Below are 17,435 nucleotides of genomic sequence, written 5' to 3' on the forward strand. Positions count from 1 at the left end.
GACACACCATGTCAGATTTAAAAACCATGATAGAAAACGCGTGGGACAACCGCGACAGCATAAGCCCAAGCACCGTATCTAGCGATGTTAAACAAGCTATTATCGACGCACTAGAGTTACTTGATAGCGGCGCTGCCCGCGTTGCAGAAAAAATATCAGGCGAATGGGTTGTACACCAATGGCTTAAAAAAGCCGTATTACTGTCGTTTCGTATTCGCGACAACCAACCAATGAACGACGGCGTAAATCAATTTTACGACAAAGTACCGCTTAAATTTAGCGACTACACGCCGGAGCAATTTCAGCAAGGCGGTATGCGCGTAGTACCAAACGCAGTAGCGCGTAAAGGCAGCTTTGTAGGTAAAAACGTTGTACTTATGCCATCGTACGTAAACATTGGCGCATACGTTGACGAAGGCACTATGGTTGATACATGGGCCACTGTAGGCTCGTGTGCACAAATTGGTAAGAACGTACACTTATCTGGCGGCGTTGGCATAGGCGGCGTTTTAGAGCCTCTTCAAGCTAACCCAACCATCATTGAAGACAACTGCTTTATTGGCGCACGTTCTGAAATTGTTGAAGGCGTAGTAGTAGAAGAAGGCGCTGTAATTTCAATGGGCGTTTACATCAGCCAAAGCACCCGTATTTACGACCGTGAAACCGGCGAAATTCACTACGGCCGCGTACCAGCAGGCGCAGTAGTAGTGCCAGGTGCACTACCATCAAAAGATGGCACCCACAGCCTATACGCTGCAATTATCGTTAAAAAAGTAGATCAACAAACACGTGAAAAAGTAGGCATCAACGCCCTACTTCGCTCAATTGATGATTAACACGTAGGTTGGGTTGAGTGAAACGAAACCCAACGATACGTTACAGTTAAGTGTTTTAGCTAAACTTTAATTGTATATAGAAAGCTCTAAACCTTTTGGGTTTAGGGCTTTTTTGTTTATAGCAATGAACTATTAATCAAGCAGCATTATTTTTGTCTTAATGAATAATGTATTTACTGGATCTTCTATCTTAAATTCATATATGTAGTCTGTTTCTTCATTAAATCTTTTTAGGTAATGGTTAGCTAATGGATCATAGCGACTCTCATGCAGCCAACTGTAAAACTTCCCTAACTCATAACTTAGCTTTCGACTTAAGTCTGATTTAGGCTCAAGAAGCCTGTCATTATCTAAATCTTTAATATTCATCAATTGGAGGTTTATTTTTATTTCATCAATTAATGGCTCTAGTGACTTTCTATAATTGGTAGCCTTAATCTCTAGATTTGTCTCTAAAGGCTCTACTTCATAGACCATAATTAAATTAGCAATAACATCATTATAGTAATCATTGTTTAATCTTATCTCAGACTCATTTTTTAAAATATATAGCTGTTCTAAATTGGATTCTTTAGTCTCTATCGGTTGCTTAGATAAATTCAGCTTAAAATCGTTAAATAATTTTGTTATTACTTGAGAAAGAACATCAAGATAGTTGTATCTCTTAAGAAGGAAACAAAATAGTTCGTTAGAGTTAAGAACCATCACTAAATCACTTTCACCGACTTTATTACTATATAAGTTAACAGTAAGCTCATCATTATCAATGTGGTCATCATAAGGCCAACTAGCAAACCTTTTACAGTCTGAATGATTCAAATTTACAGGATGAGCACCAAATGAAGCTCTGATTGATTTGAAGTAGCTGTTGTCGTCCTCATCAAATAAACGATTTGTAAAACACTCCTTTTCACCGGAGAAAGGTAAAGTCCTCGGGTTTATAAACACTCGATGTAGTTGAGTTATTGCTTCTGAAACAAGATCTATTGCAGAAATTAAAGAAAACATCTGCATTACACGCACATCAATATTTTCCTCAACCCCTGGAGGATGTTCTAAGTACCGAATCGCTACAGTGATCCAATCCATACAAGAACAAATTATATTCCATTGATTTTTGCCACTTTTGTTGTGATAAGTCTTATAAACAAAGCTTGAATTGGAATTTACTAGATCTCTAAAGTCAGAAATCTTGTTATCCTTGATCGCCTTTTCCATTAACTTTTATCCTTAAGCTCGTTATTAGCTCTAAAATATCACTAAAAATACAAACGTATAAAGAAAAAAGGATTATTTTAACCTAGGCCAAAAGAAAGTATTGATGGTAAAACAAGCACCGAGGTAAATAAGTTCATCAGAGATTCGTTGGGTTTCGTTTCACTCAACCCAACCTACGCTAGTGACATCCCTAAACCAAAAAAGCACTTATAAAAATAAGTGCTTTTGGGTTTGCTCAATTAACTTTTGATTAAAGCGCGTTAAATACATCGTCTGTTTTAGCTGCGCAAATAAAGTCGTTTTTGTGTAGGCCTTTAATTGAATGGCTCCACCATGTAACCGTTACTTTGCCCCACTCGGTTAATAAACCTGGGTGATGGCCTTCATCTTCTGCCATGTCGCCCACTTTGTTAGTAAATGCGATTGCTTGTTTAAAGTTTTTAAATTTATAAACACGTTCAAGCTGCATAATGCCGTCGCGTACTTCTGGTACCCAGTCTGGGATTTTAGTAATTAATTGTGCAAGCTCTTCGTCAGATACTTTAGGTGCATCTACGTGGCAAGCTTCGCATGTTTGTTCACTTAATGAAGACATCTTAAATCCTTACTTTAGCGTTTCTTTTAAATTAAAGTTAACTGGCTAATTTTTCTTTTGGTGGAAATTTTGGGTCGTGCAAGCCAAGCGCTTTAGCTTGCTCAACCAAAGTCATAATATCCATTTGCGATATATCAAACAGATCATGAATCGAATTAATGGTGTAGTACTGTGGTTGCATAATATCAATACGGTACGGGGTACGCAGCACATCAATTACGCTCATAGGCGTTATTTCTGGTGTGTCTGAATAAACGTATTGCGTTTCACCCGGGCTTGATAAAATACCGCCGCCGTAGATACGCAGGCCGTTTTCGGTTTGCATTAAACCAAACTCAACCGTAAACCAATACATACGTGCAAGGTACACGCGATCTTTTTTCTGTGCTGCGTAACCTAACTGGCCATATTTGTGAGTGAATTCGGCAAAGTCAGGGTTGGTTAGCATGGCGCAGTGGCCAAATATTTCATGGAAAATGTCAGGTTCTTGAAGGTAGTCAAACTCTTCACGGCTGCGAATAAACGTGGCTACCGGAAATTGTTTGTTTGCCAACAACCTAAAAAACTCATCAAAATCAATAAGCGCAGGTACAGGCGCTACTTGCCAACCAGTGGAGGCAAGAAGCACTTCGTTAAGCTCGCTTAACTGCGGAATACGATCGTGTGGTAGGTTTATTTTTTTAAGCCCCTCCATGTACTCATAGCAGGCCTTGCCTTCAATGCACGCAAGTTGGCGTGCTACAAGCTCAGACCAAATTTTATTTTCTTCTTCGCTCCAGTGTATAACACCATTTTCGTCTGGTGTTTTAGAGGTGTATTTACTTGCTTTAGCCATAATAACCTTCTTGGGGTTAAGCCCTAAATGTGTGTCAGTGTGATACTCAATATGAGTGAGTATCTAATGCAGCCATACTATGCAAAAGTGAAGAAAAGTTTAATAGTTAAGCGTATATCAACATTTGGCACGATCATTAAAACTGTAAATATAAAATTACACACAAGGAGTAAATTGTGTACACCGTTATTTATAAAGGCTTTAAAAGCCAAAATAAGCGTACATAAATAAATACACTTAATAAATCAATGTAAAAGCTTGATTTAAGTCGTCAATAATATCGTTAACATCCTCAAGCCCAACAGAGAGTCTAATTAGGCCGTCGCTTATGCCTGCGGCTGCTCGCTCCTCGGGTGTGTAAGGTGAGTGCGTCATTGATGCGGGATGCTGAATGAGCGTTTCGGCATCGCCTAAACTTACAGCGAGTGTGCAAAGCTTCATGCTATCTATAAACTGCGCTCCTTGAGCAAGGGTGCCTTTAATTTCAAATGCAATAACGCCACCTGCAGCTTTCATTTGATTGCCTATGTATTTATTACCTGGGTGCGATTTAAGCCCTGGGTAATAAACAATATTAACTTGTGGATGCGCCTCTAAGTATTCGGCTACTGTTTGTGCGCTTTGGCAGTGACGCTCCATGCGTATAGCTAAGGTTTTTAAGCCGCGGTTTATTAGCCAAGCATCGTGCGGGCTTATGGTTGCACCAATATCTTTAAGTACCGTCATTTTTATTAGAGTAATGTGCTCCTGCGTTCCACATACAAGCCCTGCTACTACATCACCATGGCCGTTTAAGTATTTAGTGGCGCTGTGCATAATAATATCTATATCGTACTGCTTAGGTGATTGCAGCAGTGGCGTTAAAAAGGTGTTGTCGACCACACTAATTAAATTGTGTTGTTTAGCCACTGCGCCAATTAAGGCTAAATCGATAACAGCCATTGTCGGATTTATCGGGGTTTCGACAAAAATCATTTTTGAATTAGGTTTAATGGCTGCGCGCAGTTCACTCTCATTGGTCATATCAACAAAAGTGACTTCAATTCCCCAGCGCGGCAACATGTGTGCAAAAAACGCGAACGTACAACCGTATAACGCGCTTGATGCCACAAGGTGATCGCCTTGCGATAAAAAGCTCAATACCGATGCCGAAACAGCGCCCATACCTGTGGCGGTGGCTGCTGCAGCTTCGCAACCTTCTAACTGTGCTACTTTTTGCTCAAGTTCGGTGGTGGTTGGATTACCTAGCCGGGTGTAAATATAACCTGGCTCTTCGCCTGCAAAACGTGCGGCGCCTTGTGCGGCGTTTTCAAAATGAAATGTAGAGGTTTGATACAAAGGCGACGTGAGTGCGCCGTGCGGATCGTTTGCTTTTTGTGGGCCATGGATACATTGGGTATTAATATGATGCTTGCTCATTGTGTGCTCTCGTTTTTATTATGTGTGTCAATTACATAAATAAAACGCACCGCACTTTAAATCACAAGCATGCCGGATGCTCAGATGGCTATTTGTGCAAAAACCGTTCAGCTCTGTTTTGTACACAAATATTGCCACTTTTTATTGCGTTGGCTCGCCCTTTTTACGGCTCATAATTTTACTGGCAATACTTTGCACTGTGCCTTTTAACAAGCTGCGTTTGTTTTCAAGCCTTGGCAGTGGGCGGCTAAGCTCCATTGCTTTGTAGCCAATACGCGCTGTAAAAATACCGGCGCTAACACCTTGTGCTGCACGCCCCGAAAGCTTACCTAAAAGCTCAGCGCTGAGTGCTGTGGCTGCTAAATCAGATACAAGCTCAGCACTGCCTACAAATATCACTTGTTTTATAAGCATACGGTAAAGCTTAATGCGGCTTGCGTAACCAAAACCAATGCCATAAATTTTACCAATTTGCTCAATTAACTTAGTACCACGCCAAAGCACTGCCATCATATCCACCAGCGCCAGCGGGCTTAGGGCAACGAGCAATGCAGACTCTGTCGCAAAGCGATTTATTAACTTTTTAGCGTGGGTGTCTTGGGTTATAAGTAAGCTATTCGCGTAAAGGGTCATTATTTCTTTATCGCTGTGGTGGGTAGCCACTTGGTTTTTAAACGCTTCGAAGTTGTCGAGCTGCTGGTGCTTATTTAGTTTTTCAAGCCACGGCAATGCGCCGCCTACTTGCTCGCTATTTAAAAGCCTGTCGGCTTCATGACGGTGTAACTGATTGCGCTTTAAACTGCGCAGCATTCTATATTCGCGCCAAAGAATGCGCCCAATTAATAGCACACCACTTACCACGGCCGTTAAATATACGCCGCCTAAAATAACTGACTGCTGAAATGCAAATACTAACGAATAAGCAAACTCAAGTAGCACCAGTACTAAAAAGCTCACAACAAACACACCTTTAAGCGTTTGCCATTTTGACTTTTTATATACCGGCTCTAAGTCTATTTCATCTTCAATAAGCTCATCATCAGGCTCTTCAATGTATTCACTTTGACCTTGAGCAACTATTTTTGCAGGGGCAAGTTTAGGCTCAACCGCCTCATCGGCTTGGGTATTAATACGCCTGCCCGATTGAAATGTTTGGTGTGTATCGTTCATGATAATTTGTCTCCTAACAGGTACTGCATCACATGATCAAGGCGAATATGTTTAAGTTGCTTGTCGGGGTTTGGCATAGGCGCAAACGACAAAAACTCAAACCCCTGCGCTGGCCACTCATTTTTATTAAGCATGCGGTTAGGTGGCTGTGGCGGTAAATAGGTTAGCCAGTCTTGCTCATTGAGTGGTTTGCCATAAATGCAATCTAACGTTTGGCCTTTATCGGCAACTTGGCGCGGCTGCGTGGCTGTAATTGACGACATAGCCATGGTTTCTATTTGTACGCCATCAAACTTTAAGTGATTACTTTGCTCATGCACTAGCGAATCAAGCAGTAGTGCTAAGTCTTTGTGGTGCTTGGCACTTATGTGATCTGACTTATTGGCAGCAAACAGTATTTTATCTATGTTGGGTTTAAATAAGCGCTTAAAAAATCCCGACTCGCCGTAATTAAAGTGTGCGAGCAATTGGTTTATTACACTACTTTGCTCTTGGAGTGTTTCGTGGCCCTCGTTTAAGGCACTTAACACATCTACTAACACAATTTGACGATCAAAATGTTTAAAGTGCTCATTATAAAATGGCTTAACCACTTCTTTTACATAGGCGTTAAAACGCTTAATTAAATGCGCTAAGTTAGAGCCAGGCACCACTTCATCGCTTTTTATATGCTGTGCGCTTACCGGAAAAAACAATAACAGCGGCGCACCTTGTAAGTCGCCAGGCATAAGCATTCGCCCAGGTTGTAACATGGCAAGCTTAGTGTCTTTTTTAAGGCCCACCAGCATACTTTGATAAAGCGCTGCAATGTGTGCAAGTAATCCTTCATCTACGGAGGCATTTAAATCAAGCTGCTCAAGCGCGTTTAAAAATTCAGTAGAGGTGTTTACTCGTGGGTGCTGTAATAACAACGGGTACTGCTGCTCGCACCACTGGCTATAGCTTTGCTCAAGCATAGGTAAATCAAGTAGCCATTCACCTGGGTAGTCAATAATATCTAAATACAACGTAGATTGCGGTGAAAAATGCCCACGTAACCCTGAGGCACTTTGGTATTTAATAGCCAAACGCAAGGTGTTAATACGCTCGGTTGATGCAGGCCATGTAGGCTCCCCATCGCTTGGGAGTAATGCATTAAGTGCTCGTGGGTAGTCAAACGTAGGCACCTTTAACGCCTCTTGCGGCACAACTTTAGTGGCTATGTGTCGGTGCTCTCGCATTACATCAAAAAACGGTAAGTTTTTATCATCACTTTGTGTGGTTAAGTGTTTAACAAGCGCGGTAATAAACGCCGTTTTACCACTACCACTTAAACCCGTTACGGCTAATTTTACGTGTTGATCTAAACTACGATGAAGGGCTTTTTGGGCTGAACCTTTAATGCTTTTAAAGGTTTTTTTGGCAAATGAAGTGCTACTCATAATGGGCTAGCACTTCATTGACGCTTAATCACCGAACAAAGTGCTATTAAATCCTTTAAAGTTTGTTGATTTCACGGCTAACCGTAAACTCGCTTGAAGTAACATAACGCTCCATATCTTGAAGGCGTGTATCTACTCGTGCTAAACGCTCTTTTAAGTCTTGCAATGCGCGGCGCGGAGGCTCGCCTTTTTGCCATACTTTAAATTTTACTTCTAGCGGATCGTCAGTTTTAGTTGCGCTGCTTGTATGTGTAGTTGTGGGGTCTTTTTTATCTAAAATAAACCACGCTGCAATATACGCTACCACAAATAATGGGCCACCCGTTAGCAATACCGCACTAACAAATATAATGCGAACTAACCATAACTCCATATTAAAGTAGTCACTTAATCCCGCACATACACCGGCTATTTTACCGCGTTGTGGGTCTCTTAATAATTCGCGTTTGGCACTCATACTTTGCGTCTCCATTGTGGTGACTCTTGATCAAGTAATGCTTCAAGGGTCTCTACTCGGTCAGCCATTTTTTCGGCTTTTTGAGCAAGCTCAAGTAATTGGCGGTGTTCATGCTCACTTAAACCTTGGCTTACTTGTTTTTTGCTACGGTAGTGTAAAATTAACCACAGTGGCGCAACAAAAATCATAAACAAGATAAATGGTGCAACTAGTATCTCTGGATCAAACATAATCCTCTCCTGACAATCCGTATTCGATGTTTAAGCAGTGGGGCACTTTAAGTACCCCTTTATAAGTTATTTATCAGCTAGCTTCTTTTTAAGTTCGGCTAACTCATCATCTATCTTTTCATTTTTTTGCAAGTCTGCAATTTCGTCAGCAAGCGACTTTTTACCTAAATCGTAAGACTCTATTTGAGATTCTAGTCCATCAATTTTAGTTTCGTAGCGCTCAAAACGATTAAGTGCATCGTCTACTTTAGAGCTATCAAGTGCTTTTTTCACTTCAAGGCGCGACTCAGCCGAGCGTTGACGTAAAATAATTGCCTTTTGACGTGCTTTAGCATCGGCTAGCTTTTCTTGTAGCGTGGTGACTTCTTGCTGAAGCTTCTCAATATGAGACTCTACATGCTCAAGCTCGCTTTCTACTGCTGCAACCGCTTCTGCCGATTTTTGCTTTTCAAGTAGTGCTGAGCGCGCTAAATCGTCACGGTCTTTACTAAGTGCAAGCTCGGCTTTGTCTTGCCAATCGGTTACTTGTGCTTTTAATGTATCTACACGACGTACTAATTCTTTTTTCTCAGCAAGTGTTTTAGCTGACGTAGAGCGTACCTCTACTAATGTGTCTTCCATCTCTTGGATAATAAGACGAACCATTTTTTCTGGGTCTTCTGCTTTATCTAAAATGGCATTGATATTAGAATTAACAATGTCTGCAAAACGTGAAAAAATTCCCATAACATTTACCTCTGTAATATAAACTTAGTTAGTCTGCTGTAACTAGTATCAATATGCTTGCCAACTTTTTAAAAACTAAAATACACTTTATTTTCATTAAGTTAAACTAAATATACAAATTCCTTTAGTTATCCCTGATTATGAAATACACTAACTGTTAGCAAAAATGACCAAGAGTTAGGAAAAATGAGCCAATATCGCCAACAGGATAATTTACTCGGCCAATCTGATAGCTTTTTAGCTGTACTTGATCAGGTATCGCAGTTAGCTAATTTAGATAAACCAGTATTAATTATTGGTGAGCGAGGAACAGGTAAAGAGCTTATAGCAGCACGCTTACACTTTTTATCAAAACGTTGGGATCAAAACTACGTAAAACTTAACTGTGCGGCTCTTAACGAAAACCTGCTCGAAAGCGAATTATTTGGTCATGAAAGCGGCGCGTTTACCGGTGCAAGTAAGCGCCATGAAGGCCGGTTTGAACGCGCCAACAGCGGCACCTTATTTTTAGATGAGCTGGCAAACACCTCAGCCATGGTACAAGAAAAGCTTTTAAGAGTTATAGAATACGGCGAATTTGAACGTGTAGGCGGTAAACAAACCGTAAAAGTAGATACCCGTTTAGTGTGCGCCACCAATGAAGATTTACCGCACCTTGCTGAGCAAGGCGAATTTAGAAGTGACTTACTTGACCGTTTAGCCTTTGATGTAATTACTCTGCCGCCACTGCGCGAACGCCAAGACGATATTATGCTACTTGCAGAGCAATTTGCGATGAACATGGCCCGCGACTTAGAGTGGGGGTTATTTAGTGGTTTTACCCGCAGCGCCACCGAAACCCTGCTTAGTTATGATTGGCCGGGTAATATACGCGAACTTAAAAATGTAGTGGAGCGTAGCTTATACCGCCATGGCAGTGAACATATTCCCGTTCACCAGATTATTTTAGACCCATTTGAAAGCCGCTTTAGACCAAAAGCGCGTATAAAAGCACCTGTTGCTGCGCCTGTAGTGACTACAGAGCCTATCGCCGTTGCACCACCGGTCACGACTTTAAGTAATGAGGTTAACGCTACTATAGAGTTTCCGTGTAGTTTAAAAGAGCGTTCAAACGAGTTTGAAATAAATATGATCAACAAAGCACTCGAACATAGCCAATTTAATCAAAAGAAAACTGCAGAAGTATTAGGTTTAACGTATCATCAATTACGTGGTTATCTTAAAAAATACAATTTATTAGAAGATAAATAGTTAGAGGTTATGCGAGTGCATAAAATATTACTTGTTTTACTAGCCAGCACCTTAACGGGTTGTTTTGAGAGTAAAGAAGAAATCATCGAAGAAAAAAACCAAGGCCTCGTTTACTGCGCCGAAGCAAACCCTGTGTCGTTTAATCCGCAAGTAACAACCACAGGCTCTACTATTGATATTATTGCTAATCAATTATTTGACCGTTTAATTAGTATTGACCCTTTAACCGCCGACTTTAAAAGTGAGCTGGCAACCGATTGGAAAATTAGTAACGATGGTAAATCGGTTACCTTTACCCTACGTAAAGGGGTAAATTTTCACTCTACATCTTACTTTACGCCAACTCGCGATTTTAACGCTGATGACGTTATATTTACCTTTAGCCGCTTGTTTGATGTGTACAACCCCTACCATTTTGTGGGCGATGCCAATTACCCGTACTTTCAAAGTGTTGGGATTGACCAGCTAATTCGTAAAATTGTACGCGTGTCTGACTACCAAGTACGCTTTGAGTTATTTCACCCCGAGAGCAGCTTTTTAACTAATATGGCCACCGACTTTGCGGTAGTGCTTTCGCAAGAGTACGCCATGCAACTAAAGGCGCGCGACCAAGCTAATTTATTTGACCAATACCCCATTGGCACTGGTCCTTATATTTACAAAGAGTACCGCCGTGACCACCTAGTGCGTTTTTATCGTAATCCACTTTACTGGAAGCACGATGTAGCTCTTGAGCAACTGGTTTACGATATTACCCCTAACGGCACCACGCGTATTGCTAAAATGCTGACTAAAGAGTGCGATGTAACCGCCCACCCAAGTAGCGCTCAGTTAAGTATTTTAACCCAACGCGACGATATTAACGTTGAAAAAGAGACCAATTTAAATATTGGTTATTGGGCATTTAACACCGAGCGAGCTCCCTTTGACGATATTAAAGTGCGTAAAGCCCTTGCCCATGCTATAGACATAGAAAAAATAATGCAGGCGGTTTATTACGGTAATGGAATACGCGCGCAATCTATTTTGCCGCCGACCTCTTGGGGCTTTGAACCACAGGCAAAAATGCCGATGTTTGACCCAGAGCTTGCTAAAAAACTACTTATTGAAGCGGGCCTGCCTAATGGCTTTGATATGACAATATGGGCTATGCCAGTAAGTCGTATTTATAACCCTAATGCACGTAAAATGGCCGAGCTAATGCAAAGCGATTTGCGCAAAATAGGTGTTAACGTAAGTATTGTAGAGTATGAGTGGAATACTTTTATTCAGCGCATTGGTGAGCACCGCCACGATAGCGTATTACTTGGCTGGGCGGCTGATACACCCGACCCAGATAACTTTTTTAGCCCGCTATTAAGTTGCACCGCGACCTTTAGCGGTAAAAACCCAGCTAACTGGTGTAATCCACAATTTGACCTATTGCTTACCCAAGCGCTCGACACCACAGATTTAAGTTTACGAAAACAATATTACGAGCAAGTACAGGCGCTTATTATTGATCAGCTCCCGTTACTGCCCATTGCGCACGGCATGCGTTTTCAAGCAAACAGTGCTGATGTAGAGGGCATAACCCTTGGCCCATTTGGTGCTATTTCATTGGCAAACGCGAGGAAAAAATAATGATTTTAGATTATATCCTTCGCCGCTTAGGCTTGTTTTTGTTTATGATTTTAATGCTGAGCATTTTTACTTTTTCACTTAGCTATTTGTTCCCTGGGGACCCGCTTAGTAATTTAAGTGGTATACCTAGCGGTAACTTTTCTCAGCACAGCGAACTTGAAGACAAATACTTGTATAACAGTAATTATATTATGCAATATTTGGCGTTTTTAGGCCGTATTTTTCAAGGTGATTGGGGGGTATCGTTTGCCTCTGGCGATAATGTATTTCAACATATTTTAGATTTAATACCCGCCACCTTAGAGCTGTGTGTTTATGCACTTATTGTGTCGGTTATTGTGGGTGTACCTGCAGGTATTTTAGCATCTGCTTACACTAGCCGCTGGCCAGATAAGCTCATTAGCTCTACAACAATGATTGGTTACTCTATTCCGGTTTTTTGGCTAGCACTGTTACTAATAATGGTGTTTTCGCTCAAGTTGGGTTGGTTTCCTATGTCGGGCAGAATGGGGCTATTATTTGAAATACCGCCTAATACTGGGTTTATATTAATTGATATTATGCTCGCTGGGTTTCCTTACAAAGGCGAAGCATTTACAGATGCTCTGCACCACCTAACTTTACCAACTATTGTATTGGCTATGTTTCCGACCACGGTATTAGTGCGCTTTACACGCGACTCAATGCTTAAAGTAATGGATCAAAGCTTTATTAAAACGGCTAGGGCAAAAGGCCTTAACCGACGCCAGTTAATCATGCACCATGCGCTTCGCAATGCATTATTACCGGTAATTAAACAAATAGGTTTGCAATTTAGCACGCTTATTACCCTTGCTATGATTACCGAAGTTATTTTTTCGTGGCCCGGAATTGGCCGCTGGCTTATTGATAGCATTTATCAACGAGACTACCCTGCTATTCAAGGCGGATTAATGGCGGTATCTTTGTTTGTAATTATTGCCACTATTGTTGCCGAGCTTACTTATACCCTATTCGACCCAATCTCGCGGAATCAGGCACATGGTAAAGTTTAAGTTATTTTCTGAAGAGTCGAATAAATCGCCGCTTGCGCGATTTTGGCGTAAATTTAAAAATAATCACCCTGCGCTGGTAGGTTTATGGATTTTTATGGCGTTTGCACTGTTAGCAGCCAGCGCGCCATTTTTAGCGCCTTATGGTGTTAATCAGCAGCACAGCGACGCGCTATTAATTCCGCCATCGTGGCGAGAAATGGGGGATGTACGTTTTATTTTAGGCACCGATGATTTAGGTCGCGATGTATTATCGCGGTTAATGAATGGCGCAACGTATACGTTTGGTTTATCTGTAGTGGCTGCATTTATTACAACCATTATTGGCGTTTTAGTGGGTACATTTGCAGGTATAAGCCGTGGCCTTCGTTCAAGCTTTTTAAACCATTTACTTGATATAACACTCTCTATTCCCTCACTGCTGTTAGCCATTATTATTATAGCCATACTTGGCCCTGGCTTAATGAACACCGTATGGGCAATTATACTTGCTTTATTGCCACAGTTTATTCATTCAATTCGTAACTTAATTGTGGATGAGCTAAGCAAAGATTACATAACGGCATTTAGGCTTGATGGTGCCTCTAACTGGCATATTTTATCTCGCGGTATTTTCCCTAATATTTATGAGCACATAGTGGTTATTTTTACTACTGCGCTCTCAACCGCTATTTTAGATATTGCTGCCCTAGGGTTTTTAAAGTTGGGCGCGCAACCACCTACCACAGAATGGGGTGCCATACTGGCCGAAAACCTAGGCTTAATTTATTTAGCGCCTTGGACGGTTGCTCTGCCAGGTGTATTATTATTTTTAGCTGTGTTATCTACCAATTTAGTAGGTGATGGCCTACGACAAGTGCTAAAAGCACGTAAGGCTGATTAAATGCAATTACTCGACGTTAGAAATTTAACCATAGAGCTGCGCACCTCTGAAACCGTAATTAGAGCCGTAGATAGGGTCAGCTTTAGTCTTAAAGAAGGCGAAGTGCATGGCCTTGTAGGCGAGTCGGGCTCTGGTAAAAGCTTAATAGCAAAAGCCATTGTTGGGGTGTTAAACGAGCGCTGGGATATAACTGCCGACAGAATGCATTGGCGTGGTGTAGATTTAATGCGCCTAACGCCAGAGCAGCGCAGAAAAACCGTGAGCCAAGATATAGCCATGATCTATCAAGATCCAAGCCGCTGCCTTGACCCAACGGCTAAAATATTTGACCAAATTGCCGAAACACTGCCAGAAACATCCACTAAAGGCTTTTTTTTAAAACGTAACCGAGAGCGAAAAGACCGCGTAAAAGCGCTTATTCATAAAGTGGGGATTAAAAACCACGATGCAGTATTAGATAGCTACCCTCACGAGCTCTCAGAAGGCGTGTGTCAAAAAGTAATGATTGCTATGGCAATTGCCCGCACGCCTAAACTATTAATTGCTGATGAGCCTACCACTGCGCTTGAAAGCACCACCCGCGCGCAAGTATTTAGATTATTAAAAAGCTTAAACCAATTAAAAAACATGTCTATTTTGATGATTTCTCACGAGCTTGAAGAAATAGCCGACTGGTCGCACGGTATTCATGTTTTATATTGTGGGCAAATGGTAGAAGCTGGCCCAACACAACGTATTTTTCGCCAGCCTCGCCACCCTTATACGCAAGCGCTATTAAAAAGCCTACCAGACTATGAACAAGGCTTAGCCCACAAAGAGCCTTTTTATGCGCTAAAAGGCACCATTCCTACCTTGCAGCATTTACCTATTGGTTGCCGGTTAGGGCCGCGCTGCCCACAAGCCCAAAAAGAATGTGTAATTACCCCAGCCCTTACCAAGCACCACGGGCACAGTTATGCGTGCCACTTTCCGCTCATTAAGGAGATGAAGTAATGCAGCCGGTATTAAAAGTACAAGCGCTTTGTAAAACCTTTAATGTGCGTGCCGGTTTATTCAGCCGTAAAAAGTTTGAAGTACTTAAAAATATCTCTTTTTGTGTAGGCAAAGGTGAAACCATAGCGGTTATTGGAGAAACAGGCGCAGGTAAAAGTACATTAGCTAAATTACTCTCTGGTGCCGACAACGCCGATAGTGGTCAAATATTATTAGAAAGTAACATTATTGAAGATGATGGCGTGCGCGATAATCAGTGCCGCCATATCCGTATGATTTTTCAAGACTCCGCGGCATCGCTCAACCCGGGTTTAACCATTGGCGACATGCTTGATGACTGCTTACAATATAACACCGACTTTGATGAGCAAGCTCGCCAAGAGAAAATAGACGCGACGCTCTCTAAGGTGGGTTTATTAATAGATCACCAGCATTATTACCCGCATATGTTTAGTGTGGGGCAATTACAGCGTGTAGCGCTGGCTCGTGCACTTATTTTAGACCCTAAGGTTGTGGTGCTTGATGAAGCGCTCTCAGCACTTGATCCCTCTGTGCGTGCGCAGACGGTTAACTTATTATTAAAACTGCAAAAAGAAACAGGCTTAACATATGTGCTAATTACCCACCATTTAAGCTTAGTACGGCACATTAGCGACCAACTGGTTGTTCTAGAAAAAGGCCAGGTAGTTGAATACGGCGCTACAGAAGCTATTTTTAAAGACCCACAATCTAAAGTTACACAACGCTTAATCTGTTGCTAAACGATTCATAAAAAAAGGCGCGTTACTGTGAAAGTAACGCGCCTTTTTTAGTATTTAGTCGCAGTTATTCTGCTGCTTGCTCAGTCACCGGTAGGTTTAGCTCAGCTTTAGCTTTTAACGACTCAATAAATGCAAAGTAGTTTTTGTTAGCTTGCGCCATAGTAATATTTTGCTGTACTTGCGGGTCAATATTAGCTGAAACTTGTGCTTCGCTCACCGACTTAAGTGCAACAATTGCCGCATCACCATTGTTTAAATCAACTACGTCAGTACTTGGTGTACTGTTTGGACGTGGCATTTTAAACGCTTGCGTTACAATAGCAGGTGAAACAGTGTAGCTTTGACGCGATAACTGCGCTTCTTGGCGTACTGTTAAGTTTTGCTCCGTTGCCACTTCGCTTAACGCTTTACCTGCTTGCACTTGAGCAAACAACTCACGTGCTTTTTCTTTAGCAAGCGTAGATGCTTTTTCATTTACTAAGCGAGTTTTAATTTGCTCACTCACTTGCTCAAGTGGCTTAGTAGCCGATGGCTGATAGTCGTTAACGCGTACTACAATGACATGCTCATCACCTAGCTCAATCACTTCTGAGTTTACTTTATCTTCTAGTAAATCTACTGAGAATAACTGAGTAATTACCGCAGGTGTATTAAGCGGCTCTGGTAGTGCATTACGTGCCACTAGAGGCGTTGTTTTAACTTCTACCTCTGCCACTTCTGCAGCGTCGTCTAAGCGGTCTGAAATTTCAAATGCAAGTGCACCCATTTCAGTTTGCTTTTCATAAAATGCATCCACTTTTTCAGCTTGTTCTAATTCAGCACGTAGGTCATCTTTAACATCGTCATACGCTTTTACTTGCTCTGGCTGAAGATCTGTTAATTTAATTATGTGATAACCAAACTCAGAAGCCACAACGTCTGAAATGTCACCTTTGCTTTGTAGAGCAAATGCAGCATCTTCAAATGCAGGGTCCATTACGTCGCGTTCAATCCACTCTAAGTCGCCGCCCATTTCGCCACTTACAACATCATCTGATGATGACTCAGCAAGCTGTGCAAAATCAGCGCCTTGTTCTAGTTGAGCGTGTATGTCATTGGCTTTTTCAAGTGCTGCATCGTCATCTTCGCTGTTATCAATTAAGATGTGCGAAACACGACGTTTTTCTGGCTCAACGTATTGTGATTTATTTTGCTCGTAATACGCTTTTACGTCATATTCAGTTACCGACTCAACTGTAATATCTTCAGCTTTAAGTTCAATGTAACCTACTGATACGCGCTCAGGCGATAAAAACTGAGATGCGTTTAAATCGTAGTAATCAGAAATTTCTTGCTCTGATACTTCTACGTTTGCTTGTAACGCTTCTTTGCTCAGTACAAGGTAATCTATGTTACGCGTTTGCTGCTGAAGTGCTGCAGCGCTTTTAAGCTCGTTTTCAAGTGCAAACTCAGTACCTGCTACTGCTGATACTAGTTGGCTACGCGTCATATCTTTACGTAGGTACTCACGAAATGCATCTGGTTGAAAGTTCATTTGACGAATTACTTGTAGGTAACGGTCGTTATTAAATTTTTCACCAATTTGAAAGTACGGTAGTTCTAAAATTGTTTTACGTACGCTGTCGTCGCTTACGCGAAGGCCTAAATCTGCCGCTAATTGTGATTGCAATTCTTGTTGTACTAAGCGGTCAATTACACCTTGACGAATTTGCGCCATGTAATTTGGATCTGCACTAATTTGTGCAAAGTATTCGCCAAATTGTTGCTCTAAACGGCTACGTTCATTTTGATAAGCACGATTAAATTCGGTTTGGCTAATTTTAATTCCATTTACTTCAGCAACGGGTTGTTCTGGGGTTTGACCTAGGTAACTACCGATCCCTGCTAAGGCAAAAGATAAAATCACCGCGCCTAAAATTACTTTGGCTACAGGACCTTGTGAGCCCTCTCTGATTTTCTCAAGCATTTGTTTATCTCTTATTGATC

The 17,435-nt window shown here is 41.6% G+C and carries 17 protein-coding genes; 7 read left to right on the top strand and 10 right to left on the bottom strand.

Annotated features, from left to right (window positions below; translation table 11 throughout):
* Positions 1–8 precede the first annotated feature (8 nt).
* Positions 9–836 carry a 2,3,4,5-tetrahydropyridine-2,6-dicarboxylate N-succinyltransferase gene (dapD, locus tag PESP_RS11750; RefSeq protein WP_010557180.1) on the top strand — a complete coding sequence of 276 codons (828 nt, stop codon included), beginning with the start codon at positions 9–11 and terminating at the stop codon, positions 834–836.
* Positions 837–968: 132 nt separating this feature from the next.
* On the opposite strand, the gene PESP_RS11755 is transcribed toward dapD, so the two are convergent.
* The 9 genes from PESP_RS11755 to pspA all read right to left on the bottom strand — a co-directional run bounded on the left by PESP_RS11755 (position 969) and on the right by pspA (position 8,907).
* Positions 969–2,054, bottom strand: a complete 1,086-nt coding sequence (locus tag PESP_RS11755; protein ID WP_089348178.1) for a hypothetical protein — start codon at positions 2,052–2,054, stop codon at positions 969–971.
* 250 nt (positions 2,055–2,304) lie between these two features.
* The gene (locus tag PESP_RS11760; protein ID WP_089348179.1) at positions 2,305–2,649 is read right to left on the bottom strand and encodes a 4a-hydroxytetrahydrobiopterin dehydratase; all 345 of its coding nucleotides are present in this window, start codon (positions 2,647–2,649) and stop codon (positions 2,305–2,307) included.
* A 37-nt stretch (positions 2,650–2,686) separates the two neighbouring features.
* Positions 2,687–3,484: a phenylalanine 4-monooxygenase gene (gene phhA / locus PESP_RS11765; RefSeq protein WP_089348180.1), complete on the bottom strand. Its 798-nt coding sequence runs from the start codon at positions 3,482–3,484 to the stop codon at positions 2,687–2,689.
* Positions 3,485–3,721: 237 nt separating this feature from the next.
* Positions 3,722–4,903 (bottom strand): methionine gamma-lyase, encoded by a 1,182-nt coding sequence (megL, locus tag PESP_RS11770; protein WP_089348181.1) that lies wholly within the window; start codon positions 4,901–4,903, stop codon positions 3,722–3,724.
* Between the two features lie 141 nt (positions 4,904–5,044).
* Positions 5,045–6,073, bottom strand: coding sequence for a YcjF family protein (locus tag PESP_RS11775; protein ID WP_089348182.1), 1,029 nt, complete (start codon positions 6,071–6,073; stop codon positions 5,045–5,047).
* Complete coding sequence (locus PESP_RS11780; RefSeq protein ID WP_089348183.1) at positions 6,070–7,494, bottom strand: YcjX family GTP-binding protein; 1,425 nt, start codon at positions 7,492–7,494, stop codon at positions 6,070–6,072. The genes PESP_RS11775 and PESP_RS11780 overlap by 4 nt, the downstream gene beginning before the upstream one ends.
* Positions 7,495–7,549: 55 nt before the next feature.
* Entirely contained in the window at positions 7,550–7,951 is a 402-nt protein-coding gene (pspC, locus tag PESP_RS11785) for an envelope stress response membrane protein PspC (protein ID WP_089348184.1), read from the bottom strand.
* Positions 7,948–8,181, bottom strand: a complete 234-nt coding sequence (pspB, locus tag PESP_RS11790; RefSeq protein ID WP_011328706.1) for an envelope stress response membrane protein PspB — start codon at positions 8,179–8,181, stop codon at positions 7,948–7,950. The genes pspC and pspB overlap by 4 nt, the downstream gene beginning before the upstream one ends.
* Positions 8,182–8,247: 66 nt before the next feature.
* Positions 8,248–8,907: a phage shock protein PspA gene (gene pspA, locus PESP_RS11795; protein WP_089348185.1), complete on the bottom strand. Its 660-nt coding sequence runs from the start codon at positions 8,905–8,907 to the stop codon at positions 8,248–8,250.
* A gap of 186 nt (positions 8,908–9,093) precedes the next feature.
* Here pspA and pspF point away from each other — a divergent pair, with 186 nt between their 5' ends.
* The 6 genes from pspF to PESP_RS11825 are packed head-to-tail and all read left to right on the top strand — an operon-like array spanning position 9,094 to position 15,449.
* Complete coding sequence (gene pspF, locus PESP_RS11800; RefSeq protein ID WP_089348186.1) at positions 9,094–10,158, top strand: phage shock protein operon transcriptional activator; 1,065 nt, start codon at positions 9,094–9,096, stop codon at positions 10,156–10,158.
* A gap of 15 nt (positions 10,159–10,173) precedes the next feature.
* Complete coding sequence (locus tag PESP_RS11805; protein ID WP_089348187.1) at positions 10,174–11,781, top strand: ABC transporter substrate-binding protein; 1,608 nt, start codon at positions 10,174–10,176, stop codon at positions 11,779–11,781.
* Positions 11,781–12,815 (top strand): ABC transporter permease, encoded by a 1,035-nt coding sequence (locus PESP_RS11810; RefSeq protein WP_089348188.1) that lies wholly within the window; start codon positions 11,781–11,783, stop codon positions 12,813–12,815. Before PESP_RS11805 ends, PESP_RS11810 begins: the two co-directional genes overlap by 1 nt.
* Entirely contained in the window at positions 12,802–13,695 is an 894-nt protein-coding gene (locus tag PESP_RS11815) for an ABC transporter permease subunit (protein ID WP_089348189.1), read from the top strand. The genes PESP_RS11810 and PESP_RS11815 overlap by 14 nt, the downstream gene beginning before the upstream one ends.
* On the top strand, positions 13,696–14,688 hold the full coding sequence (locus tag PESP_RS11820) for a peptide ABC transporter ATP-binding protein (RefSeq protein ID WP_089348190.1): 993 nt from the start codon (positions 13,696–13,698) through the stop codon (positions 14,686–14,688).
* Positions 14,688–15,449, top strand: a complete 762-nt coding sequence (locus PESP_RS11825; protein ID WP_089348191.1) for an ATP-binding cassette domain-containing protein — start codon at positions 14,688–14,690, stop codon at positions 15,447–15,449. Before PESP_RS11820 ends, PESP_RS11825 begins: the two co-directional genes overlap by 1 nt.
* A gap of 64 nt (positions 15,450–15,513) precedes the next feature.
* On the opposite strand, the gene PESP_RS11830 is transcribed toward PESP_RS11825, so the two are convergent.
* Positions 15,514–17,415 carry a SurA N-terminal domain-containing protein gene (locus PESP_RS11830; protein ID WP_089348192.1) on the bottom strand — a complete coding sequence of 634 codons (1,902 nt, stop codon included), beginning with the start codon at positions 17,413–17,415 and terminating at the stop codon, positions 15,514–15,516.
* Positions 17,416–17,435: the final 20 nt, after the last annotated feature.

Source organism: Pseudoalteromonas espejiana DSM 9414 (assembly GCF_002221525.1).
GTDB classification, from domain to species: domain Bacteria; phylum Pseudomonadota; class Gammaproteobacteria; order Enterobacterales; family Alteromonadaceae; genus Pseudoalteromonas; species Pseudoalteromonas espejiana.